Origin of the sequence: Halobacillus sp. K22 (assembly GCF_052246795.1) — a bacterium.
Classification (GTDB): Bacteria; Bacillota; Bacilli; order Bacillales; family Halobacillaceae; genus Halobacillus.
This window is the reverse complement of the sequence record NZ_JBQQCN010000013.1, coordinates 26,130-49,915: the sequence shown is the minus strand read 5'-3', so window position 1 is coordinate 49,915 and position 23,786 is coordinate 26,130. Positions and strand designations below refer to the sequence as shown.

Sequence of the window (23,786 nt, the reverse complement as noted above, 5' to 3'; positions counted from 1 at the left end):
CTCCCTGTATTCTATGCATTTCTATTTGCTAAGCATAGATAGATGAATCAGTCAAAACGTGGAATTTAATAGGAATGATAGAAAAAGTAAAATTAAAAGTAATAGGAAACCGTCTGCTACTTTGGTTTTTTTAAGAAGTTTCGGTTGTACGCGCACCCTTACCTGCCCAATTGGCATAGGCTAGCCCATCAGGAGGTTGATTAAATGACGCGAAACAATATCTTTGCGGTTGATTTAGGGAACAGCTGGTATAAGGTTATGGCTTCAGATGATGGAGAACTGGTGGAGTATCAATTACCTAACGCACTTGCCTTATTTGATGAAGAATATTACGAAAAGCCCTACGATGAAGAAGATGTAGACTTTGAGGAAAATTTAATTGTAGAAATTAAAAGTCCTGCCGTCGTAGACAGACGCGAAATTTACTACATCGGCAAGTCAGCCATGAAACAGAGAAATGTGAGCCTTACTTCTTTTAACAACCAAAAAATTGAGGAAGATCGTACTTATATTCTTTTACATTCAATAGCTGCTTATCATGCCCTGATCTCTAACCCGACTAAAGGGGAAATTAATTACCACATTGACCAATTAGCTGTTTCCCTTCCAACAACACAGTATAAGGAGAAAAAGGATGTTTTCAAAGAACGCTTAAAAGGTGTTCACACGGTAATATTCCATAAAGTCCCCGGGATGCTCGAGCCAAAAGAAGTAGCTGTAAAAGTGCACATTGAAGATGTCATTGTAGGTGCTGAGGGAGCCCTTGCCTACCTGAGTTTGACACGTGACCCCCATTCATTAAATGTTTCCAATGAATCGCTTGCTAAAGACTCCCAAAAAGGTATTCTTATCGGAGATTTAGGCGGGGATTCCGTTGACTTTGTAGGAATTAAAAATGGTAAACCTGTCGCATCTGTGGAAGGCGAACAGTTTGGGATCAATCAATTTCTTGATAACATCATTCAAAAAGTTAGTAAAAATGAGCTCTACAAATTTAACTCACGATCAGAGCTTGAGGAGAAATTAGCGGCTGGACAGTCGGAATGGTATGTAGAGCCTTTTGCTGGCGTTAAAAAAGATATTAGTAAATACATTATTCCCCAGCTCAAATCCATGGCCATTAAATATTTGGAACACTTTGACCGGGTTCGAAGCAGTTCAAATGAAATTAATGGAGCTGTAAGATATATCGCTGTAGGAGGTGCAGCTGACATTGCTCAAAGGCAAATTAAAGAAGCTGCTGTTAAATGGAGTGAGCGAGGACGTCCGATTGACTTATTGTTCCCGGAAGATATGGTTAAGTTAAACGTTCAAGGATTAATGATCCTTGCAAAAATGAGTTTGCTCAGTAAGGAAAAGGAATATGCGACCGCTAAAAAATAGAGGGTGATAGGATGTCAAGAATATACAGAGATTATTTTAATCAAACTGTTCTAACTATTCCTGACAATTTTATTGATGTTAAAACAGGAGAAACACGCCTGGTTGCTCCTTCAATCATTGAGCAACTTGATTACCATTCCAGAAATAACACACTCCAACACTTTGTTATTTCAGCTCTGACCAGCTACTTGAGCGCCCCTCCAAATCTTCAAGGTCATACGGACGAAGTATTGCAGGAATTATTAGAAATAAAAAGGATGCTTAAAGTTGGAAATGGTGGAAGTCATAACACTGATAAAACCGGGAATAAGTTCTTTTCACCAAGAGAAGTGGGATCAAAGGAAATTGAAGATGTTTTAGAAGCATTTGGAGGATAATTCTTTATGTAAGAAGGTATTCTGATAAGGATTACCTTCTTATTTGTTTTATAAAACCATTATTTAGTGACGTAAATGAATGGCTGGCAGGCAAGTGATCGAACAGAAGCATGACAAATCGACCGTAATGCAAATACCCGTGCCTACTAAGTCATCCAGTTCTTTATGATCAATCTGACTGCAAGCAGAATGATCATCTTTACTATGGCATTTCTCTCCATGATCTTTGGAATGCTTTAGATCTGATTTGAATACGAGTAATTCGAGCACAGCACACTCTTTTTCGATGTCTTTAATCTTGAAAATAAAAGAGTTTACACATTTGAATTTGGTTTTTTTCGAGTGGCAGTCATAGGTGGTAACCCCTGTACCTTTATAAGGTTCACATCCACAATACAAAATAAATGGAATTGTATTTTTCTTTACTTTCTTCTCTTCCCCAAGTAAATCTTCTATAGACTGTTTACAGGATGTGTGACAGCCATTATCTTTATCCGCTTTCCTCTGAGCAGCTAGTATAGCTTCCAATACATCGGCCACACAGTTTTCATAGTGCTTACTTTTTTTCTTATCTTCTTTTTTGTGATAGCCGCACTCTTTTTTATGATCGTCTTTCCAGTCTTGATCATAGCTTTCATAATTATAATCTTTATAATACATAATTATTTTCTCACTCCTTAAAAGGTTTAAGGTAGTATACGCTGAATAATCTACTTCGCGTAATAACTACGCCTACCTGGAATGAAAAAACAGCTTCATGGCTCTACATATACTGACATAGATTAACTAACTATTGGTTATCTATATTCAAAAAAAACAATGGATTGAAAGTCCAGGGTGTCTATGCATAGTGACCGCCTATTTTTTTGCTCCTCTCGATGGTGATTCCTCCACTCGTGTAACTGCTCGCTCTAAGGAGAGCGGTAGATCCATACTCATCACGAATGCGATCCATCACCTTCGCTAAATCCTTCTTCTTCGGTTCGTTATCAAACAAGCTGAGTTGAACATCCAGCCCTGCTCCTAAGTTGGTTAAAGCAACAGATGCTCGCCGAATCTTACTTTCTCCATCATAAAAACGATGAAAAAGCTTCAAACATACATTATACATATCCTCTGTTATATTAGTGGGAGACTGGACAGACATGGAGCGGCTGAAACCTCCTCCTGTTTCACTGGAATACCCTATTCCCAGGTGGACCGTCCTGCCTTCCTTTTCATCTGTTCTTGCGCGGCGGCAAGCCTCCTCGCATAAATCAAGCAGGCAGGCATAAATTTCCTCTTTTTCATAATCTCTTAATAACGTAATTCCATGACCATAAGATTTCTGCTCCGTTTTCACAAAGTTTCCATAGACAGGACTCAGGTCAACCCCCCACGCATGCCAATATAATTGCTCACCCATGATGCCGAAATTTTTCTTCAGATACTTTAATGGATGGTGCGCTAAATCTCCAAGCGTCAAAATCCCCATTCGATTTAAATTCTTTGTCATTCTTGAACCAATTCCCCATACGTCATGAATATCACACGGCCATAGCTTTGCTTCTACGTCTTCGTACCGGCATTCTGCAATTCCATCTTCTGCTTTTTTTGCATGAATATCCATTACGACTTTGGCAAGAAATTTATTATCCCCAACCCCAATCACAGATTCAATGCCAAATTGCTCTCTTATCTCAAATTGAAGCATATTTGCTATTTCATAAGGGTTTCCATACAATTTATTCAATCCGTTAATTGTGACCCATAATTCGTCCACCGAGTACACGTGGATAGCCTGCTGAGGCACATAGTTTCTGATCATTTTGGTGATCTCCACAGATACTTCGAGGTAATCCCCCATGTGCGCAGGGGCAATAATCAGGCTTGGGTCGTCCGGCAGTTCAAAATACCTACTGACATTACTGATTCCATATTTGCGTTTTAACGTCGGAGAAGCTGCGAGAACAATACTCCCTCTTCGCGTAGTGTCTCCTACCACTGCTAATAACGCTTTTTTAGGATCCAGTCCTCTTTTCATACATTCTACACTTGCATAAAAGCTGCGCATATCGATACATAGCACATCGTTTCGCGGATATCCTTGATAATTCACTGCCATCACCTCAACACGAACGTTTGTTCTTATTATAAGGAAATACGATCAGGATGTAAAGAATTATAATTGCCTATATATTTTAAAAATTATGCCATTTTGTTAATATAAAAGAATATTCATCACTTCGCTGTTATTTCCTAACCTATTTTGAAGTAGGCTTACAACCCGATGTGATAAATACTAAAAAGGAGTAAAAAACAATGTCTGAAGTTCTATTTAGACCAAACAAACCGTACAGCAAAAATATACTTTTACTTAATTTAAACTTTTGGTGAGATTTTACTCAGTAAGGAGCCAAGTACATGCAAAAAACAATCAATATGTGGGTAGATGGAAATGAATACTTAGGCATTATAGAGGTAAAAGACGATGTGTTTGGTACGTGTTATCACCCCATCAAACTTTCTCCAGAAGATAATGAAGAGTTCTTCATCATTAATAACCTTTGGTACACCACCTATAACGGGGCCAGGCAATTCTTCCGCCTTCATACGAATCAATATGCTATAGAAGGAAGAATGAGAAAAGTCATACTTACTTAACTGAATCACAATAAATGCACAAAAGCATCTTCAATTACTTTACAAGGATTAACCCTGACAAAGTACTAGAAGATGCTTAATAATAGCTACGAACAAAAAACTTTTCCAAATTTACCAATAACTGTTCCGCCTGGAAGCCCAATCTATCAGCTTTCACACAGCCCTTCTTGGCTCATATTGGCAGCATTTAAATCTTGTTTTATAATGTCTATTTTTAAATACAGCATGTCCTTACGTATGTATTCTTTCTATGCAAACTTCAGGATGGCAATGAGCCGACCTCTCCCCTAAATTGACCAACAACAATCCACGAGCTTATATTCATGCTATTGTCAAAGCAAGAAAAATCAGATACTATATAATTTATAATAAGGCAAACGTTTGCGCAAATTTCGATTCCATTTTTACGTAAGAGAATGGTTTAATAAAAATTAACAAGTGTGCTAATTAGTAGTGCGAGCGGTTGCACTACTAATTGCTTTAATTACCCATTTTAGTTTTTTCATGTACAATAGTTTTTAAAGAACCTGTCTTCATGAACGTAAAATATTACAGAAGAAATGAGGGATTCATATGGAACGCGTATGGTGGAAGGAAGCTGTAGGCTATCAGGTATACCCGCGAAGTTTTCAAGACTCAAATGGAGACGGGATCGGTGATATACAGGGAATGATTGAACGACTGGATTATTTAAAAGATTTAGGTATCGACTTCATTTGGATTTGCCCCATGTATAAATCCCCTAAGGACGATAACGGATACGATATATCCGATTACAAAGATATCCTTGAAGAATTCGGCACCATGAACGATTTTGATCAGCTGTTACAAGAAGTTCATAAACGGGATATGAAATTAATTATTGATCTCGTACTCAACCACACTAGTGATGAACACCCTTGGTTCATGGAATCCCGCCAGTCTAAAAACAACCCAAAACGTGACTGGTATATTTGGCGCGATCCTAAAGACGGCAAGGAGCCGAACAACTGGGAAAGTATATTCGAAGGCTCGGCCTGGGAATATGATGAAGCTTCAGGTCAATATTATCTTCATGTGTTTTCCACCAAACAGCCGGACTTAAATTGGGAGAATGAAGAAGTACGCGAAGAGTTATATGAAACGGTGAACTGGTGGCTTGAGAAAGGAATTGATGGATTCCGTATCGATGCCATCAGCCATATTAAAAAACGACCGGACCTTCCGGATATGCCTAACCCGGATGGCGATGAATATGTGTCTTCTTTTGATATGCATATGAACCAGGAAGGGATCCATGAATTCCTTGAAGAGTTCAAAAATAAAACGTATGCTAACTATGATGTTATGACAGTTGGTGAAGCAAACGGAGTAAGTGCCGAAGAAGCAAACCTATGGGTCGGTGAAAACGGAAAAATGGATATGGTATTCCAGTTTGAACATTTAGATCTCTGGAATAAAGATGGAGATGACAAGCTAGACGTAGTAGGTTTAAAGCAAGCTTTGACCCGTTGGCAGAAAGCATTGGAAGATGACGGATGGAATGCTCTGTTCATTGAAAATCACGATAAAGCCCGGGTGGTTTCCACATGGGGAGATGACGAACAGTATTGGAAAGAAAGTGCCACTGCTTTTGGTACCATGTACTTTTTGATGCAAGGCACTCCTTTTATCTATCAGGGACAGGAAATTGGTATGACCAACGTCGCCTTCCCTTCTATTGAAGACTATGATGATGTGGCTGCTAAAAATCTATATAAAAAGAAAAAGGCTCAGGGAGCCTCTCATGAAGAAATTATGGAAATTCTTTGGAGCACCTCCCGTGATAACAGCCGAACGCCTATGCAATGGAATGACCAGCCCAGAGCGGGCTTCACCAGCGGAACCCCCTGGATGAAAATCAATCCAAATTACAAGGAAATTAACGTAAAAGACCAGTTAGGGCGCTCAGATTCAGTTCTTAATTATTATAAACAAATGATTTCTCTAAAAAAACAATACCCCCTATTTACTTATGGGACATATGATTTACTGTTGGAAGAAGATACTCAAATTTATGCTTATACAAGAACCCTGGAAGATAAATTGGCACTGATTATTACAAATTTAACCTCAGAAAAAGCCGACTTTGAATCGAATTACTCTCTTTCCAGTGATCACTTAATATTATCGAATTACGACACGAAAGCTCACGATGGTGAAAAGTCATTTACTCTCCGTCCTTTTGAGGCAAGAGTTTATATTATGAATCAATAAACAAGGAAAAGGGTGAACCTGTACAGGTTCACCCTTTTCTTTAATTTATGATTCTCTTCCGGTGGATGGTTGCAATTCAAGAGCTACGTTTCCTTCTATGGCTCTTGAAATCATACAGCTCTTCTCAGCTTTCTCAACCAGCTTGTTCAACTTATCCAAGTCTTTATCAGAAGCTTCAGCCTTCAAAAGCACACGCGGCTTATGAATGATCTTGTTATACGTGATGACTCCGTCAGTTACGTCCACAATTCCTTCCGAGTCCATGCTCATTTCTTTAAGTGGTAACCCTGCTCTCTCAACCATTGCACCAAGCGTAATGATATAACAAGTCGCCGCAGCGCCTAGCAGCATTTCATCAGGGTTTGTACCTACATCTGGCCCGTCCATTTCTTTGGGAATGGATATTTGAGTTTTAAGTTTGTCTGCTTCTATCGTGCCTACTTCATTACGACCTCCAGGCCATTCGGCTTTCAAGTGAAAATGATGCCATGTCATTTTGTCCCTCTCCTTTCTATTGTAAGGATGTTTAAACGTTATGGTTAACTTTTTATGAGAAAATATTTCCATTATGATTAGGGAGAAGCGATTTTATATAAGAAATTAACAGCAAGGTACTAGAATCAATTGTAAAAGATACATCTTACAACATGTAACCATTATGCTCACATAGGAATACCACCTTTTTAGGACGAATAAATACAATAAAGGAGGAATTCTATATGAGATATCTATCTATAACTGCATTCGAGGCTGCTAAAAATTATATCCTAACAAACGCTCGTGATCTTGAACAAGCACGCTGCTCCTATCTCTTTGGTAGAGGGACGGAGCAAGAAATAATAAAAGCTTTAGGTAACTATCAAAATCAAGATGGAGGCTTCGGTCACGGACTGGAGGCAGATTTCCGGCTTCCCGGTTCCTCCCCCATGGCTTCTTCTGTAGCTTTGCAGATGTTATCTTCCATAGATCATAACCCTGAAGCTAAGGAGATGATCAGTGAAGTGCTCAAATACCTTGAACAGTCTTTCAATAGAGAACGTCAAGGATGGCTTGCTGTGCCTCCTGAAGTGAATCTTTATCCTCATGCCTTCTGGTGGACGGTACACGAAAATGGAACCTCTTGGATCGATGACAACTGGGGAAATCCATCCGCTGAGATTATCGGTTATCTTCTGGCATATAAAGATGAAGTCTCAAAGCTGAATGTAGACCAGCTCGTCAGTTTATCAATAAAGCACTTACTCTCCCTTGATAGTTTTGAATCGGAACATGAAGTTTTTTGTTATCTGCGTTTTTTCAGAATGCATCCTTCCTGCATGAATCAGGAAATTCATGCAAAGCTAAAGGAGGGAGTAAGTCAGCTAGTGACTTTAAATCAAGAAGACTGGAAAAACTATGTTCCACTCCCTTTGCAGTTTAAGCCTACACCAAATAGTCTGGATGTAGGTATCTCTTCAAACGCGATAGCGGGGCATCTCGATTACATAATAGAATGTCTTGAGGCACAGCCTTATATTGAACCAGCCTGGAAGTGGGAAACCTCAAATGATGTTTGGCCTCAAGCGAAACAGGAATGGCAGGGTGTACTTACACTTGAAGCCTTACAATGGATTTCCTCCTATGACAGAGTAGTCAGCTAATTCTTCTCATCTTTACAAATTCATACTCACTTCCATTTGTCGGTTGCATAAACGTATGAATAACTTTAAAACCAGCATCTCTATAAACTCGGATTGCCCTTTCATTAAAAGCGGCTACAGACAGAGTAAACGAGCGGGCTCCATAATGCATCTCCGCATAATCAAGAGCTTTTTGCAGGAATGGCCCGCCTATTCCTTGTCCTGTCATATCAGGCCGCAAGCCTAAACCTAAGTCGACGGTTTCTGATTCAACGGGAGTTAGGGAATAAAAACCAATTAATTTTTCCCCTTCATACACACTAAAGGCATGCTCTCCTCTCGTTTCCTCATTAATGAACTCCTGGTAGTCCTCTTCATCTGCTGTCATGTCATAAAAACTATAAATTCCAGAGTATTTCCAGTTAGCAATGATTTCCGCTTCTATTTGCAACATTGGCTTAACCTTCAACCTTGCGCCTCCTTTGATCCTTATTATGCAGTAAGTAAACCATTACTCCAATGACGGGAAGAACCCCCCATAAGTAGCTGTTGTTTTGCACGCCTGTTTTCTGTTGATCCCAATGAAGCGTAAAGATACTCAGTCCTGTCAGGACAAATAAATCAATGGTCATAACATGTACAAATTGAGAGCTTTTGAAGGCTTGAGCATACACAGTGAAATCACCCTGCAGAAGTCCGTAAATGATAAGGATAGTAGTACCGACCATCAATAATACATGAAAATAAAAAGCATTTAACACTCTTTTTAATATGCTGGGTGTTCTGTCGCTGCGTTTCTTCTCTGCAGTAGATAAGAAGAAAAAAGGGAGGAGTGAAAATGCCCCCAATATAAACGAACCAGCAGCAAATGGCCAGGCCGGTATACGGCTGTTATCGTGAGTCAGCAAAAGAATCATAAACGTTATTGGAAACAGACCAAGAAGGCTGAAAACAGCCAATAGCAATGGATCAGGATCATTCATACGGATTAACTGATTCAAGTAACCATCATTCCCGTTTGGAGCAACCACCCAAGCATATAGAATAAACCCTGTCCAAACCAGAAAAAACACGATTTGCCTTATCTTCATTCCTGATCCCAGTCTTTTTTGAAACGCTCCATTTTAATTTGCAGCTGTTGAATCATCTCCAATATTCTGTTGAAGTCGTCCATATCTACTTCATCAGCGTCCATGGAAGACACAACTTGATTTAACATTTTGATTCTGTTCTTTATGTAATGGAACTGATCTGATGGATGCTGTGCAGCTTTCCCCATACCTTTCCCCTCCCCTAATGATTTACTTTTATTTTACCTTTCTCTGAACATAAGGAAAACTTTTAAGGCTTATATAACTCTCTTCTTAAGGGTACTAAGGGAAATCAATTTTGTTGCTTCAAGCTATAGCCAAGCTTAAAAAAAGACCTGTAACGGAGTCTTACAGGCCTTCAATTTATTGTTGATTTTTTTTGGGTGATAAGAACCACCCCAGAGCTGCAATAATGACCAGAACAGCATAGAAGCTTACCTTCCAAAGTGCTGAATGAGCAAAATGTTCATCAATGACTTGAACATTAGGGTGCGCCAGGGTAGAAACAACTAATTTCACCCCTACCCAGCCTACGATAACAAAAGCCGCTATTTCCAGACCGGGTCTAGAATGCAGCAGATTGACGAATATATTGGCTGCAAACCTCATAATAATAATTCCGATCATACCACCGGTTAGAATAACGGCAAATTGACCGCCATCCAGGCTTCCTACATTAGGAAGCCCTGTCTCAGGTAGAGCAACCGCGAGAGCAACAGCTGCTAATATAGAATCGACCGCAAAAGCAAGGTCGGCTAACTCTACTTTTAACACAGTTGCCCAAAACCCTTTTCCTTTTTGGGTTTCCTCATCCTGCTCGTCTTCCTCTGATTGCTCCTCCTCATCCTTAGTGCGCCATTTATCCCATAAATGCTTCCCTGAAATGAACAATAGATAAGCGGCCCCGAGTGCTTGAACCTGCCATACATCCACTAGAAATGAAATAATGAATAAAGAGCCAAAACGGAGCAAAAAAGCACCAAATAACCCGTAAAATAAGGCTTTTTTACGTTTTTTCTCAGGCAGGTGTTTAACCATAATAGCTAGAACCAGTGCATTATCTGCAGCTAAAATACCTTCCAGTCCCACTAATACGATCAATACCCATCCATATTCAAGTAACAACTGTGCATCCATGCTTCTCTTCCCCTTCATTATACAAAATGATCTATCATATGGGTGAAAACCACATCTTAGCGGGTAAAGGTTATCGTAAGCAATGACTGTTGCCCGTAAATATGGGGATTTGTCCCAGCATAAGGCCTTTATTGTTCATCTTCCCTTTACTTAGCATTCAGCCTTGATTTATCAACTGCATGCCGACCGCTCTACTCGCAATCATTAATTACATTTATTTTAAATAATGGGAAATTCAAGTTCCTTTACGAGTAAGCATTCCCTTAACCCCATTAAACAAACGTTCAATTAACAGACAGAATGGATCTAAATCAGGCTTTTTCATCAAATAGCCGAGCAATTTCAACAATAACGTTCACGGCCTTTTCCATATGATCGAGAGAAATATATTCGTACTTGCCATGGAAATTCTGTCCGCCCGTAAAGATGTTAGGTGTTGGCAGCCCCATGTACGACAGCTGGGAACCATCTGTTCCTCCCCGGATAGGTTTAATCAGCGGTTCGATACCCAGATTATCCATCGCTTCTGAGGCAGTATCCACTATTTGTTTAACAGGTGTGATTTTGTCTCCCATATTATAGTATTGATCACTCATATCTATAGATATACGCTCTGACCCATACTTATCTTTCATCTCCTCTACTAGATGATCAAGTCTGTCCTTTTTCTTTTTGAATAAATCCTGATCGTGGTCCCGTACTAAGTAAGTGAGCGAAGCATGTTCTACATCCCCATGAAAAGAATTTAAGTGATAGAACCCTTCATAATTCTCAGTGTACTCAGGAGCCTCTTTTTTGGGGAGATTCTCTTGAAACTCGATAGCCAATTTGACGGCATTGATCATTTTATCTTTTGCGGTACCAGGATGTACACTATTGCCGTAGAAGTCAATATTTGCAGTTGCCGCATTAAAATTCTCAAATTGCAGTTCTCCAAGTGGTCCCCCATCGACTGTATAAGCATAAGAAGCAGCAAATCTATCTATATTGAATTTATGAGGCCCACGGCCGATTTCTTCATCCGGTGTGAAAGCTACCCGGATTTTCCCATGCTTGATTTCCGGATGTCTGATCAAGTGGTAATGCGGTCATGATTTCAGTAATGCCTGCTTTATTGTCTGCACCCAGCAATGTCGTTCCGTCTGTGGTGATCAATGTTTGTCCTTTGTAGCTGTTTAATTCAGGAAAATCCAAAGGAGAAAGGTTCACTTCTTCGTTTAGAGAGATGTCTCCTCCATCATAAGACTCGACTACCTGGGGCTGCACATTTTCCCCTGTGAAGTCGACAGCAGTATCTATATGGGCAAGAAAACCGATAACCGGTACATCTTTCTCTGTATTAGCCGGAAGCGTCGCCATAACATAGGCATTCTCATCAATAGAAACTTCACTCATACCAATCTCCTCAAGCTCTTCTGCCAATTGACGGGCCAGGGCCCACTGCCCCTCCGTTGATGGCGTCTCTGAACTATTTTCATCTGATTGGGTATTTACTTTTACATAAGAACAGAATCGCTTTAAAATTTCATCTTTCATTTTTTATCCTCCTTTGACATCCTATAAAAACTCTATTCCATTATAAGTATAATTGGTTAAATGATGTAAATGTATGACTATTATCCGTTAGTTCTGGTATCCTTAACTAGACCTTTCCTTTTTTTGTTTGGTTTTAATAAACGTTATCGTTGATTTCGTTCTTCATCTATAGGGCCGGATTGTTGAAGACTCGAATTCGAGATAAATTGGGTCCGTTACTTAAAAGGTATAGGATTGGTGGGGAAATAACTCGGCTTGTTCCATCACCCAGCCTTATTATGGCGAACGGACCCTTTCAGAAGAGAGAACTCTCTCTTTCTAAATAGGTCCTAAATGCTCCTATGAAAAGCTTTTCACATCGTTCTAGTATAAAAATAAACGCCTTATCCCATGCTTTTTTCTCACCAAGAAAACGGTGGGTTGAGTGGTTTCGAATTGCTATTAAGGTAATGTCCGTAGGGGGACGATATAGACTCTTGCGGGATGAACATGATCGGTGAGATCCCGCAGGGCTGTTAAGCCCGAGGAATCTCACCACATGCCCGCGGAAAGCGAAATCGTCCCCCGGAGGATCTTCCGCTCCATAATAGCTCGAAACTGAGTCTTCAACTAAAGGGAGCTTATCTGTAAGGGCTAACATCAACTATGATTTAATAGAGCCTTTTATTTAAGAAGGGATCGTCCCTTCCAGTAACGAATATTTATTAGAGCATTTAAATTTACATAAAGGTGTGTCGTCTTTGATCCATAAACGTTGGTTCCAAACCATTGTCGCAGGTATCTTAATTTCGCTTCTTATTCTTCTCCTTCATGAAATCCAGTTCTTTTTTGAACCCGTATTTACGTATATTGGCGCCATTGCGCTTCCTTTGATCGGCGGAGGGATTTTATTTTATATTTCACGGCCTGTTCTGCATTTCCTTGAAAGATATAAGGTTCACAGATTGATTGCCATTCTGGTCATCTTCTTACTTTATATTTTACTAGGTTTTTTAATCGTTCAATTTATCGCTCCTATTGCTCAGCAGCAATTTACGAGATTGATCAATAACCTCCCAGGCATGATTGATATGTTCGGGGATACAATTAGTTACTGGCAGCAAAATCAGGATATCATACCAAGCCAGTTTGACAGTACAATTAACAATGTCGTGGAAAACCTTCAAAGCTATTTACAGGATGCTTCCAAAATTATTATTAATGTCATCAGCCAATTGATTGGATTTGTCTTTGCCCTTGTACTTATTCCTTTCTTCCTATTTTTTATGTTGAAGGACGGGGATAAGTTTGTTCCTTTTATCCAAAAGTTTCTAAGTAAACGTGCAGCTAGAAGCTTTGGAAAATTAGCTCACTCGGTTGATCATACACTTAACGCTTTTATTCTTGGGCAGATGACTGTAAGTATTGTAGTGGGTCTATTGTTACTAGTAGGCTATTTAATTATTGACCTGGACTACTCTCTAACGCTTTCTTTATTCGCCATGCTTATGAACGTCATTCCTTTTGTAGGTCCTTTTCTGGCTGTCATCCCTGCGATGCTTGTAGGACTTCTTCAAGAACCGATCTTAGCCTTATGGGTAGCTATAATTATGGTCATTGCTCAACAATTGGAAGGAAATTTTGTTTCTCCTAACGTGATGGGGAAAGCTTTAAGTATTCACCCCTTAACAATCATTACATTAATTCTAGCAGCTGGAAGTTTAGCGGGTTTTCTTGGTCTCTTGTTTGCAATCCCTACCTACGCTGTCTTAAAAGCCATCACTACCCACTTTTACGAAGAATGGCTGGAGAGAAGAAAAGAAACACATGATTAGAAAACATTCTATTAACCTTCCCCCACACATTCATTTAAGAAGTGGGGGTTTCTTATGAATTCTATAGAAAGTGAGGAAGCCTTAATGCAGTCGTCGCTCCCCAGGCTATGGACCTGGCCCTTTATATTTTTAATACTTGGAAACTTATTTACATTTATGAGTTTTCAAATGCTATTGCCAAACTTACCACCTTACATAGAATCGATAGGCGGCAGCAGTCTGCAAATTGGTTTAATCACGACGATGTTTGCCTTTGCAGCTATCCTTATCCGCCCTTTCATTGGTCACCTGCTTATGACACGCGCAAGGAAAAAACTCGTTATTATTGGATCGATTTCCCTGCTGATTATGACGACATTGTATCCGATCACCCAGATAGTCGTAGTCCTTTTAATCATCCGCTTTATTCATGGTCTGGCCTGGGGGTGGTCCACGACAGTTAACGGAACAGCAGCAGTAGATTTAATTCCTCGAAGACGTGTTGGTGAAGGAATGGGTTATTTTGGTTTGTCTGTTACGGTAGGAATGATCATGGCCCCAAGCTTAGGTATTTACCTTTATCAAAACTTTACTTTTCAGCTTCTCGTCTGGATTGCGGCAGCCTTAGGAGCTGTGGCACTTATCTTACTTTCCGTGACCAGCTTTGTAACCCCTGAAAGTGTCTACCAAAATCAGAAGCAGCCGCCTCCCTTCTCCTTTGTAGGTTCTTTAGTGGAAAGCAGAAGCCGGTACCCTGCCCTTGTAACCTTCCTGAATACTTTCGGCTACGGAGCGGTAGTTACCTACCTCGTTATTTTCGGCAACGAGCAAGGGTTATCCGGGACCTTCCTATTTTATTTTTTCAACGCGGTACTGGCTACCATTTCCCGACCGATCACTGGAAAATACTTCGACCGCAAGGGGCCCTGGAAGCTGATAATGGTATGTTCGGTCTTATCCTTTATTGCCATGTGGATCCTATCGCTTGCGAGCACGAATGTTCACTTGATTATAGCAGGGGCGATCTTCGGAATTGGATTCGGTTCTATGATGCCCGCTCTCCAGGCTTGGGTTATTTCTAAGACCACCACGGAACGAAGCGGCATCGCAAACGGCATGTATTATTCCTGTATTGATCTTGGCATAGGGTCAAGCGCCATTATCCTGGGTTTTATTTACCAATTTGTCGATACAGCCACGTTGTTTAAGCTTTCAAGCTTCTTGTTCATTCTTGTGCTCATCCTTACTTATATGGACTATCGCAAACAGACGGATCCGTGGGAGCCGATACATTAAAAAACCATCATGTCCTATAAGGACATGATGGTTTTTGCTTATAAACAATTATTCTCCAGCTGCTTCAATCTCTTCCTGAAGTTTATCCAGGATTTGTCCATCCACCGTAGAAACCTCGTTACGATAGTAGTCACGTACAGGCATCGCCTTATCTTTAAACATTTGACGCTGCTCATCCGTCAACTCCACAATCTCTGTTGGATTTTCTGTATCTTCTTTAATCGTTTGTAAATACTCTTCGTTCTGTGACTTCTGTTCTTCAAATACCCACTCTTGCATTTCCTGCGTAGTTTCATCTACCATGGTTTTCATTTCATCATTCAGACCTTCATACCAATCGGTATTAACGGTCGTCATCGCAACGTAGTTGTTATGATTAGACAATGTCATATAGTCTTGTACCTCGTGGAAAGAAGCATCTCCAATAAAGAAGATCGGGTTCTCTTGTCCTTCTACTGTTCCACGATCAAGCGCGGTGTATAATTCTGACCAGCTCATTGGAGTAGGTTCCGCTCCATAAGCTTTATAAGACTCAAGAATTAAAGGAGAGGTCTGCGTACGCATTTTGAAATTCTCGAAATCCGCTGGCTCTGTAATTTCTTTACTGGATGTCCACTGCATCGCACCTTCTGTCCAGAAAGATAGCGGTGAAATACTATGCTCTTCATACTTTTCACGCAGATCTGTGTTTAAAGCTTCACTATCGTTCAAAATTTGCTGTGTTTTCTCAACACTGTCTGGAAACAAGAAATGCAGAGCAAAGATCTGTCCTTCTTTTACCATATTACCAGTAAAACCTGGGGACATAACCGCCATTTCAACCGTTCCACTTTGCAACTGCTCCACCTGGTCGGTTTCACTTCCTAGTCCTCCGAATTCATAGACCTCAATGTTTACAGCCCCATCAGATTTCTCATTCATGCGTTTAGCAAATTCTTCTGCATATTCATATTGAACTTGTCCATCTACTTCTTCCGTAACAAACTTCCAATTGTAAGTCTGTCCTTCTCCGCCGCTGGCGTTGTCTCCGCCATCGCCGTTGCCGCCACAGGCAGCTAACAAGATACCTAATACAAACATCATGGCTAATCCAACCATACGTTTCTTTTTAATAATGATAATGACCTCCCAATTTTTTATATAAACTCCCTCTTCTTGTTAAATCAATAGAAGGGAAAGCTCCTCAAAGAATATGAGTAAAAATGAAATAACTACCATCATAATGATATAGGGCGGAGTGCCCTTAATCACTTCCAGATATGGCTTATTAAATACGGCGCTCGCCGTAAATATATCCACTCCAAACGGTGGTGTAGCCGAACCTAACGCAGCCTGGAAGGTAATGACGACTCCCAAGTGAATAGGATCGATTCCGGCATCCATCGCTGCCGGATAAAAGATTGGAGTTAATACCAGGATCACAACAATCGGATCGACAAACATACATCCGATAAAGAAGAAAACCGTAACCATAAGTAATACAAAAATCGCACTAGGCTCTGTTCCAAGAACTGTTTCTGTGATCATCTGTGGTATGCGGGCGAAAGAGATCACCCACGTGAATGCCTGCCCGCCTGCTACTAGCACGAAGACGGCAGAAGTGACCAATCCTGTAGATCTGGCGATTTTAGGTAATTCTTTAATATGAATGGAACGATAAATGAGCACTTCCAATACAAAAGCATAAAGTACTGACATTCCGGCAGCCTCAGTAGGACTGAAGATCCCCGTATAAATACCACCAATAATGATAATCGGAAACCCTAGCGGTAAAAGAGCCTTACGGGTCAATCGCCAGCGTTCACTCCATGAAACTTTATTTGCCAAAGGAATATCAGCTACCTTGGCGTAAATGATACTGTAAATCGAAAAACTTAAAAATACGATAATACCAGGAATAATACCTGCAATGAACAAGTCACCTACAGACGTACCAGATACAAGACCGTAGATGATCATGCCAATACTCGGTGGAACGAGCAAAGCAACATCACTGGAATTAATGATTAATGCCATGGCAGTTGGATCCTTGTAACCGATTTTCAAAAGACGTTCACGCATAGGTTTACCAATTGCTACGACCGTAGCCTGTGTTGAACCTGAGATAGCACCAAATAACGTACAGGCAGCAGCTGTTGTAACGGCATACCCACCGCGAATATGGCCGATAAATGAGCCAATGAAATCAAGCAGCCGGTTTGACGTTTTCCCTGTCGTCATAATATCCGCCGCAAAAATAAAGAGCGGAACCGCTAGAAGGACATACGGCTCAATTCCTGTAGAAAATTGTTGCATTAAAATCATAGGATCCAAGTTGGGAAAATAAATGAACAATACAATTAATGGAGCCGCCATAAGCGGGATCATCATCGGAAAATTCAATAATAAAAGGACCACCATGATCGTTAGTAGTGTGGCTACCATATCGTTATCCTTTCTTCTGTTGTATTTTTTTTATAAGTGCGTGCCTTCATGGATTTCGTGTTTATCCTGATCATTGTAGTCTTTAGCATCTGTTCCAAGATAAACCTCATCACGGTGCTTAATATTCACCCACATATTTCTAAGGAATTGTATTCCGCCTAGCAAGAAACCGATCGGAATGAAAATGTATAAATAGTAAGAGGGCATTTGAAGCGCTGAAGTAACCCTGCCTGACTCATATACATCGTAAACATAAAGAGCGGAAAAATAAGTAAGTACAAATAATACAAGTGCTGTAACCAGCGGTATAAATATGGCTAGAATTTTTCTGACCTTAAAAGGAGCTAGATCATAGAAGGCAGACATGCTGATATGTCTTCCTTTCCGGGCCGCATAACTGATCCCCATAAAAGTAGCGACTACAATCGCGATTTGACTAACCTCATCTGCAAAAGGCGGAGTGTAAGTAAAGATCGCTCGGCTTAAAGCCTTGCCTACTACCATTAAGGCAATGATGATTATCGCATAACTAAGAATGAACTCTTCAACCTTAAGTATGATTTTGTCGACGATCTTTAATGGATTCAACTCATTTAGCCTCCTAAATTGGCAATAAGTGAGGTTTTTGAAGCTCACTTACTAAACATCATACCGAACTAAAAGAGAACGCACAAATTAACTTATACAGAATTTTTTGTATATTACGTCCAAATTTTACATTGTAATGAATTTGTCATGGAAATTCTATTTTATATTCATTTTAGCTTTCTATAGATAATATTTTCTTCAAATTTCCTATTTTTATTAGTTAATAATGATAAGTAGTTATTCCTTTCCAGATATTTTTTATGTAAGAGCGGTTTGGAAGCCAAGTAAAATTATTAAAATACTCAATTTAACAATACTATTCGTTAATAAAATGATAAACGATGGAACTTCCAATCCATTCATAACCAATTTTTTTGTAAATCGAATTAGATGCATGATTATCAAGGTCCGTATAGAGAGAACAAAACTGGTAACCATTGTCCAGTAACTTCTTTGTAAGTGTCCAAACTGCTTGCGTAGCATACCCTCTTCTCTTAAATTCATCAGGTGTGAATACGGCATTAATAGTAGCTCCATGAGGGGTCACGCGGGCTCTGGCAGCCATAGAGACTGCTTCTCCATTAACTATCCAAAGGTGCATCCGCTGTGTGCGAATCATCTCTTCTGCAAGTTCACCGGCACGCTCTTTTACCGATACTTCATTTGTTTCTTCTCCATACCGTGTTAACCATTTGCTAACAAGTTCGAGGTGATGCTCCCCAGCGTTAATCAATTCCCCTTCCGTCCTATGAATGGGCTGCAGCTCCTTCAAGCGGTAGATGCCCTGGCGCATATGTATAATTGGATTCGCCCCAGTAATGCTGACCCATTCATTAATGAACTGCTGAACAGTCTCCCCTTCCCCAAGAATTCCAGGAACTTCGAATTGATTTTCAAATAAGTACCGAGTTAATTTCTGAATATGGTTAGACGTAGTGGACGGTATGGAAGGTAAAATCCAAAGATGTGGCGGGGTTCTCATCGTCATAAATACAGGAGACCCCTCCTCTTCAATTTTGATTAGGAAAGGTGGTTCTTTTGATGGTGATTCTTGTAGCCTCTGTAAAATCCCTAAAGGAAGGTTATTTTCAGCTTCTCTTTGCAGGAGTAGATCTTGAATAGATGACGTAAATGCTTCTACATTCTGTTCTTGAATTACTTTCATTTTGCTCCCCGCCTTCTACTAGATTCTTGCTTCTATATAATAAAATTAGACAAATTAGAAAATTAATACTATTATACTTTCTTGAGAAGTCTACTACAATAGAAGAAAGGAGAGATAATTCATGAATAAGAAAGAAATTCAGGATCAAATCGCCTTTTTAAAAGCTGATTATGTAAGAATTCAAGGAGATTTAGATAAACTGGAAGCTAACGGAGCGAACGTTGAGAATGCTGAAGCTCAATTAGAACGTATAGAAAAAGAGTTGAAGGATTTAAAAGTGCAGTTGGCTGAAGCTAACGTTTAACCTAAATAAACGTTCACGGATGATTGTAAAGTAAGAGAAAGAGCCGCTCATATGGCGGCCCTTTCTCTTACTTTTTCTGTTTTTTATTTCCGTTTTCTTTTCTTTGTTCTTCAAGTTTCTCTTGTATTTTTTCAAATTCTTTACTAGGAGGAGTCAATGCTACTACCACATCTCCGTTTTCTGCCCTATTCTCTACCTCTGGACTGAAGAATTCAATCTTCCCTGAAGGTTTTTTAATAAATAGGATTACAGCTTCGCTATCAATGTTATTCAAATAGTTTTCGTATTTATACTGTTCCGTTATATTTGTTTTTCGGAATACGTAACCACTTTCAACCATAATGTTCAGTTCCTCCCAGGAGGCTCCTTCTTTAAACAGCACTCTCCCTCCGATTGTATGAACAAGATTTTCAAGGTTATCTCCTTCACGGTCACTTAAGCTCAATTGATAAAGATTATTGCGACCGAATTCTGGAACGAACGTAGTACATACAAGTGCATTATAGGAATCCAGCTCGGTGGCAGCTATAAGGTATTCATACGGTGTCATATCCAAGTAGTACTCCGTCTGTTCTGATAAAATCTCTCCATGGTAAGATTTTATTCCAGCAGCTCTGGCCCGAGACAAACGCTCCCAGGAGGAGTCTGTAATAAGAACAGGAACTTTCAAATCATCCAGGGTCTTAGCCATTCCTGTTGCAAATTGACTCCCGCCGGAAATAAGCACGCCAGGTGGTCCTTCCATAGAAAGGCCCAGTTTCTTAGAAAGCCATCCGATCGTAAATCCATGGGCTACAACCGTTGTAAAAACAAGGGCGAATGTAAGAGAAATGAGTATTGAAGCATCCTCAAAACCAGAATCCAAAAGGATACTCGCGAAGTAGCTGGCTACAGTCAAGGCTACTATGCCGCGCGGCGCTATCCAGCCGACGAGTAATTTTTCTGATTTCGATAAATCGGTCCCCATTGTAGACAGAAAAATAGAAAGAGGACGAACAATAAACAGCATTAATAAAACAAAACCAATAATTTGTAAATTTAAGATTTCAATTAAAGTCTCCTGCGTCAGTGAAGCCGTCAGCATAACGAATATCGTTGAGATCAACAGCAAAGAGATATTTTCTTTAAAATGCCTCATATCAGCTATAGAGGAAATATGCATGTTAGCCAGCGTCATCCCCATTGCCGTAACAGAGAGCAATCCCGTTTCATGAGTAATTTCATCGGCAATGGTGAAACAGGCAATCACCACGGTAAAGACTACGGGTGATTTTAAAAACTCCGGAACATAACCAGTCTCAAACATCCACCCCACTCCCTTGCCGCATGCCCAGCCTAAGAGCACAGCAAATAAGGAAGCCAGGAAGAATAGCAGAAGTTGAGAAGGATTGACATTTGTCCCCATAATAAACTCGATAATTTCAAAAGCAAAAACAGCTAGCAGAGCTCCGATTGGATCAACTATAATTCCTTCCCATTTCAGTATCTTAGCAGGCCTTGGTTTTAATTTAGCCTGCCTTAACAAAGGAAGAATAACGGTTGGACCTGTAACAATGAATAGTCCGCCAATTACAAAGGCTACTGCCCAGGAAAGTCCGGCTACATAATGAGCCGCCAAAGCTCCCAGGATCCAGCTTAAAAAGGCTCCAAACGTAACAATACGGAAAACAGGCCGTCCTAGACCTCGCACTTCTTTCATATCCAAATTTAAGCTGCCTTCAAATAATATAACGGCAACCGCTAGAGAAATGATGGGTTTATAAAGCTCTCCAAAGTCCTGCTCTGGATTCATTAAACCAAAGATCGGTCCTACTAAGAGTCCTACAATAGACATCACAACAATTGCTGGCAGGCGAAAGCGCCAGGCTATCCACTGTGACCCCACTCCAAGACTTCCTATTAACATAAATTGCAACAGTAGTGAATCAATCATTAACGTTTCCCTCATCTCCAGTATGTTATACGCATCATGACATAGCCATATTCTATATCCAGAACTTAGTTCTGTAAACTAAATTGGACTTTCTCAACCCTGTTCGATAGACCTGATCTTCCAATAGGAAATCTACCCTTTTAGGATCTACGAACTCTTAGTGTTGATGTAACAGTTTAGCTCCCGTTTGTTGAAGATTCAGTTTCGAGATAACTCGGGTCCATTGCCAAAAAAAGGATGGGGCGGCTACGGAAACAACTCGCTTTCCTGCGGGGGAACTGGCAAGCCTCCTCAGTCGTTAACACTCCTTGTGGGGTCTCGCCTAGCTCCTTCTCCCGCGGGAGTCTCGTCGTTTCCTCCGCCACCCCAACGATATTTAGTGAACGGACCTTGCTATAGAAGACAGGAGCCAAGCTGTATCTGCCTCAAATGCTTCTATAACAGGGTTCCTACACGTAAACAGACAGTAAAAACCAAGGTGGATTATAGATGATCCTTGTTCATGGGAAGGCTATTTATGCAGATATTTTTCGAGCTCTCAATGATCGCAAGGGGGCGGAAGGGAACGGCGAAGACTCCTGCGGGATGAACATGAATAGGTGAGATCCCGGAAAGCGAGCCGTTCCCTTCCGCTCCTTTCTCCACACAACATCTCGAAACTGAGTCTTACAGTAAACGGCCCTATACTTTAATATGACTCTTATGAGAAACCTAACCATTATTTAGCAAAGTCATTATTTAAATTAAAAGTATTGACATAATTTTTTGACATTGATAGTATTACGGCGTTGTATAAGAATTCGATTATTGATCTTCCTATACCTTAGTATGATCTCAGACGCTCATTCTTGGTTAGGAAGGTCTTTTTTACGCACAATATAGACAGACATCTTAGGAGGACCATATTTATGAGAGCTAGAGATACAGTATTCATTGGCTTTACCCTGTTCGCCTTATTTTTTGGCGCCGGTAATCTTATTTACCCTATATCCCTGGGCATTGAAGCAGGTACTTCCTATCTTCCGGCTATAGCAGGTTTTGTACTTACAGGAGTAGGCCTGCCTATTATCACGGTTGCGGCCATTTCATATTTTAGAAATGGAGCTACTGAACTTGCAGGAAGGGTCCACCCTTTATTCGGACTATTGTTCACCTCCATGGTGTATTTAGTAATCGGCCCTTTCTTTGCAATTCCAAGAGCTGCCAACGTTGCCTTTGAAACTGGAGTAGTTCCATTTGTGAATGGGAACTCTTTAACGCTATTGATATTCTCTATTATATTCTTTGCTATTGTATATTTAGTAAGTCTTAATCCCTCCAAGCTGGTTGATCGAATAGGACAAATTTTAACCCCCGCTCTGTTTGTCGCTATTTTAGGATTGGTGGCAGGGAGTTTCTTCCTATTGGATGGGTCAGTTCAGCCGGCGGGAGAAAAGTATGCATCTCAGCCATTCTTCTCAGGCTTTGTCGAAGGGTATTTAACTATGGATGCCATTGCCTCACTGGCATTTGGCCTCATCGTGGTGACGTCTTTCCGTGATCGCGGGGTAACAGATCAGAAAGAACTGACCATGCGCACTCTAAAGGCTGGTTTAGTTACGGCTGTTGGTCTTGCAAGTGTATATGTGGGAATTGGATGGATCGGTACAAAAATGGCCACAGAAGGCACATATGATAATGGAAGCGCCATTCTATCTGGTGCAGCTGAGATTATGTATGGATCCGCTGGCACCATTCTCCTTGGTGTCATTGTAAGTCTTGCCTGCTTTACTACCTGTGTAGGACTCACCGTTGCTTGCGGTCAATTTTTCTCTAAACGCATCGGAGCTTTATCTTATAAACACGTCATTATTATTGTCACATTGATCAGCTTTGGTATTTCCAATATCGGTCTCAGTCAAATCATTTCCTACTCTGTACCTGTTCTTGTATTTGTTTATCCAATTACTATTGTGCTTGTAGCTTTAACTTTCGCAGGCAGATTATTTAATCACTCCACCTATGTGTACAGAGGGGCTATTATCTTTACTTCATTTATCAGTCTCTACGATGGGCTTGCCGCCTTTGGGGCCGATGTTTCTGATTTTAAGCCTTTGGTTCAAAATCTTCCTCTATCGGATCTCAACTTAAGCTGGGTTCTCCCCGCGCTTATTGGAGGTGCCGTCGGAGGAGTGGTCCACTATGCTAAGCGAAATCCTTTACCTTCTAAAAACTATCAAAACTAATTTATAAAAATCACCCTTCTTTTTAAAGAAGGGTGAT

At 40.4% G+C, this 23,786-nt stretch carries 21 protein-coding genes and 1 pseudogene; 9 read left to right on the top strand and 13 right to left on the bottom strand.

Annotated features, from left to right (window positions below; genetic code table 11):
• The first annotated feature begins 204 nt into the window (after positions 1–204).
• Together ACTWPM_RS10995 and ACTWPM_RS10990 are read left to right on the top strand one after the other, a co-directional pair.
• Positions 205–1,383 carry a ParM/StbA family protein gene (locus tag ACTWPM_RS10995; RefSeq protein WP_443133083.1) on the top strand — a complete coding sequence of 393 codons (1,179 nt, stop codon included), beginning with the start codon at positions 205–207 and terminating at the stop codon, positions 1,381–1,383.
• Positions 1,384–1,394: 11 nt separating this feature from the next.
• Complete coding sequence (locus ACTWPM_RS10990; RefSeq protein ID WP_443133082.1) at positions 1,395–1,760, top strand: hypothetical protein; 366 nt, start codon at positions 1,395–1,397, stop codon at positions 1,758–1,760.
• Positions 1,761–1,823: 63 nt separating this feature from the next.
• Here ACTWPM_RS10990 and ACTWPM_RS10985 read toward each other — a convergent pair whose 3' ends face one another.
• Complete coding sequence (locus tag ACTWPM_RS10985; RefSeq protein ID WP_443133081.1) at positions 1,824–2,420, bottom strand: CotY/CotZ family spore coat protein; 597 nt, start codon at positions 2,418–2,420, stop codon at positions 1,824–1,826.
• A gap of 181 nt (positions 2,421–2,601) precedes the next feature.
• On the bottom strand, positions 2,602–3,858 hold the full coding sequence (locus ACTWPM_RS10980) for a DNA polymerase IV (protein ID WP_443133080.1): 1,257 nt from the start codon (positions 3,856–3,858) through the stop codon (positions 2,602–2,604).
• 305 nt (positions 3,859–4,163) lie between these two features.
• On the opposite strand from ACTWPM_RS10980, the gene ACTWPM_RS10975 reads away from it, so the two are divergent.
• Both ACTWPM_RS10975 and ACTWPM_RS10970 read left to right on the top strand, forming a co-directional pair.
• Positions 4,164–4,403, top strand: a complete 240-nt coding sequence (locus ACTWPM_RS10975) for a hypothetical protein (protein WP_443133079.1) — start codon at positions 4,164–4,166, stop codon at positions 4,401–4,403.
• 573 nt (positions 4,404–4,976) lie between these two features.
• A complete protein-coding gene (locus ACTWPM_RS10970) occupies positions 4,977–6,638 on the top strand; it encodes a glycoside hydrolase family 13 protein (RefSeq protein ID WP_443133078.1) in 1,662 nt (553 codons plus the stop codon).
• A 45-nt stretch (positions 6,639–6,683) separates the two neighbouring features.
• On the opposite strand, the gene ACTWPM_RS10965 is transcribed toward ACTWPM_RS10970, so the two are convergent.
• Positions 6,684–7,133, bottom strand: coding sequence for an OsmC family protein (locus ACTWPM_RS10965; RefSeq protein WP_443133077.1), 450 nt, complete (start codon positions 7,131–7,133; stop codon positions 6,684–6,686).
• Positions 7,134–7,357: 224 nt separating this feature from the next.
• On the opposite strand from ACTWPM_RS10965, the gene ACTWPM_RS10960 reads away from it, so the two are divergent.
• Positions 7,358–8,278 (top strand): hypothetical protein, encoded by a 921-nt coding sequence (locus ACTWPM_RS10960; RefSeq protein ID WP_443133076.1) that lies wholly within the window; start codon positions 7,358–7,360, stop codon positions 8,276–8,278.
• Here ACTWPM_RS10960 and ACTWPM_RS10955 read toward each other — a convergent pair.
• The 5 genes and pseudogenes from ACTWPM_RS10955 to pepT form a co-directional block, all read right to left on the bottom strand.
• The gene (locus tag ACTWPM_RS10955; RefSeq protein ID WP_443133142.1) at positions 8,271–8,711 is read right to left on the bottom strand and encodes a GNAT family N-acetyltransferase; all 441 of its coding nucleotides are present in this window, start codon (positions 8,709–8,711) and stop codon (positions 8,271–8,273) included. The two genes, ACTWPM_RS10960 and ACTWPM_RS10955, sit on opposite strands and share 8 nt — an antisense overlap.
• Positions 8,712–8,715: 4 nt before the next feature.
• Positions 8,716–9,348 carry a hypothetical protein gene (locus ACTWPM_RS10950; RefSeq protein WP_443133075.1) on the bottom strand — a complete coding sequence of 211 codons (633 nt, stop codon included), beginning with the start codon at positions 9,346–9,348 and terminating at the stop codon, positions 8,716–8,718.
• Positions 9,345–9,536 (bottom strand): SE1561 family protein, encoded by a 192-nt coding sequence (locus tag ACTWPM_RS10945; protein ID WP_443133074.1) that lies wholly within the window; start codon positions 9,534–9,536, stop codon positions 9,345–9,347. The genes ACTWPM_RS10950 and ACTWPM_RS10945 overlap by 4 nt, the downstream gene beginning before the upstream one ends.
• Positions 9,537–9,711: 175 nt before the next feature.
• Positions 9,712–10,485, bottom strand: a complete 774-nt coding sequence (locus ACTWPM_RS10940) for a TerC family protein (RefSeq protein WP_443133073.1) — start codon at positions 10,483–10,485, stop codon at positions 9,712–9,714.
• A 311-nt stretch (positions 10,486–10,796) separates the two neighbouring features.
• Positions 10,797–12,021: pseudogene (gene pepT / locus ACTWPM_RS10935) on the bottom strand (peptidase T).
• 740 nt (positions 12,022–12,761) lie between these two features.
• On the opposite strand from pepT, the gene ACTWPM_RS10930 reads away from it, so the two are divergent.
• Both ACTWPM_RS10930 and ACTWPM_RS10925 read left to right on the top strand, forming a co-directional pair.
• Entirely contained in the window at positions 12,762–13,835 is a 1,074-nt protein-coding gene (locus ACTWPM_RS10930) for an AI-2E family transporter (protein WP_443133072.1), read from the top strand.
• Between the two features lie 54 nt (positions 13,836–13,889).
• Positions 13,890–15,110 (top strand): MFS transporter, encoded by a 1,221-nt coding sequence (locus ACTWPM_RS10925; protein WP_443133071.1) that lies wholly within the window; start codon positions 13,890–13,892, stop codon positions 15,108–15,110.
• A gap of 48 nt (positions 15,111–15,158) precedes the next feature.
• Here the strand turns inward: ACTWPM_RS10925 and ACTWPM_RS10920 are convergent, their stop codons facing one another.
• The 4 genes from ACTWPM_RS10920 to ACTWPM_RS10905 form a co-directional block, all read right to left on the bottom strand.
• Positions 15,159–16,193 carry a DctP family TRAP transporter solute-binding subunit gene (locus ACTWPM_RS10920; protein ID WP_443133070.1) on the bottom strand — a complete coding sequence of 345 codons (1,035 nt, stop codon included), beginning with the start codon at positions 16,191–16,193 and terminating at the stop codon, positions 15,159–15,161.
• Positions 16,194–16,268: 75 nt separating this feature from the next.
• Positions 16,269–17,534: a TRAP transporter large permease gene (locus ACTWPM_RS10915; RefSeq protein ID WP_443133069.1), complete on the bottom strand. Its 1,266-nt coding sequence runs from the start codon at positions 17,532–17,534 to the stop codon at positions 16,269–16,271.
• Between the two features lie 30 nt (positions 17,535–17,564).
• On the bottom strand, positions 17,565–18,122 hold the full coding sequence (locus ACTWPM_RS10910; RefSeq protein ID WP_443133068.1) for a TRAP transporter small permease: 558 nt from the start codon (positions 18,120–18,122) through the stop codon (positions 17,565–17,567).
• Between the two features lie 316 nt (positions 18,123–18,438).
• A complete protein-coding gene (locus ACTWPM_RS10905) occupies positions 18,439–19,287 on the bottom strand; it encodes a GNAT family N-acetyltransferase (RefSeq protein WP_443133067.1) in 849 nt (282 codons plus the stop codon).
• A gap of 121 nt (positions 19,288–19,408) precedes the next feature.
• Here ACTWPM_RS10905 and ACTWPM_RS10900 point away from each other — a divergent pair, with 121 nt between their 5' ends.
• Positions 19,409–19,591 carry an SE1832 family protein gene (locus ACTWPM_RS10900; RefSeq protein ID WP_443133066.1) on the top strand — a complete coding sequence of 61 codons (183 nt, stop codon included), beginning with the start codon at positions 19,409–19,411 and terminating at the stop codon, positions 19,589–19,591.
• 67 nt (positions 19,592–19,658) lie between these two features.
• On the opposite strand, the gene ACTWPM_RS10895 is transcribed toward ACTWPM_RS10900, so the two are convergent.
• Positions 19,659–21,524 (bottom strand): cation:proton antiporter, encoded by a 1,866-nt coding sequence (locus ACTWPM_RS10895; RefSeq protein ID WP_443133065.1) that lies wholly within the window; start codon positions 21,522–21,524, stop codon positions 19,659–19,661.
• Between the two features lie 908 nt (positions 21,525–22,432).
• Here ACTWPM_RS10895 and brnQ point away from each other — a divergent pair.
• Positions 22,433–23,749 carry a branched-chain amino acid transport system II carrier protein gene (brnQ, locus tag ACTWPM_RS10890; RefSeq protein ID WP_443133064.1) on the top strand — a complete coding sequence of 439 codons (1,317 nt, stop codon included), beginning with the start codon at positions 22,433–22,435 and terminating at the stop codon, positions 23,747–23,749.
• Positions 23,750–23,786: the final 37 nt, after the last annotated feature.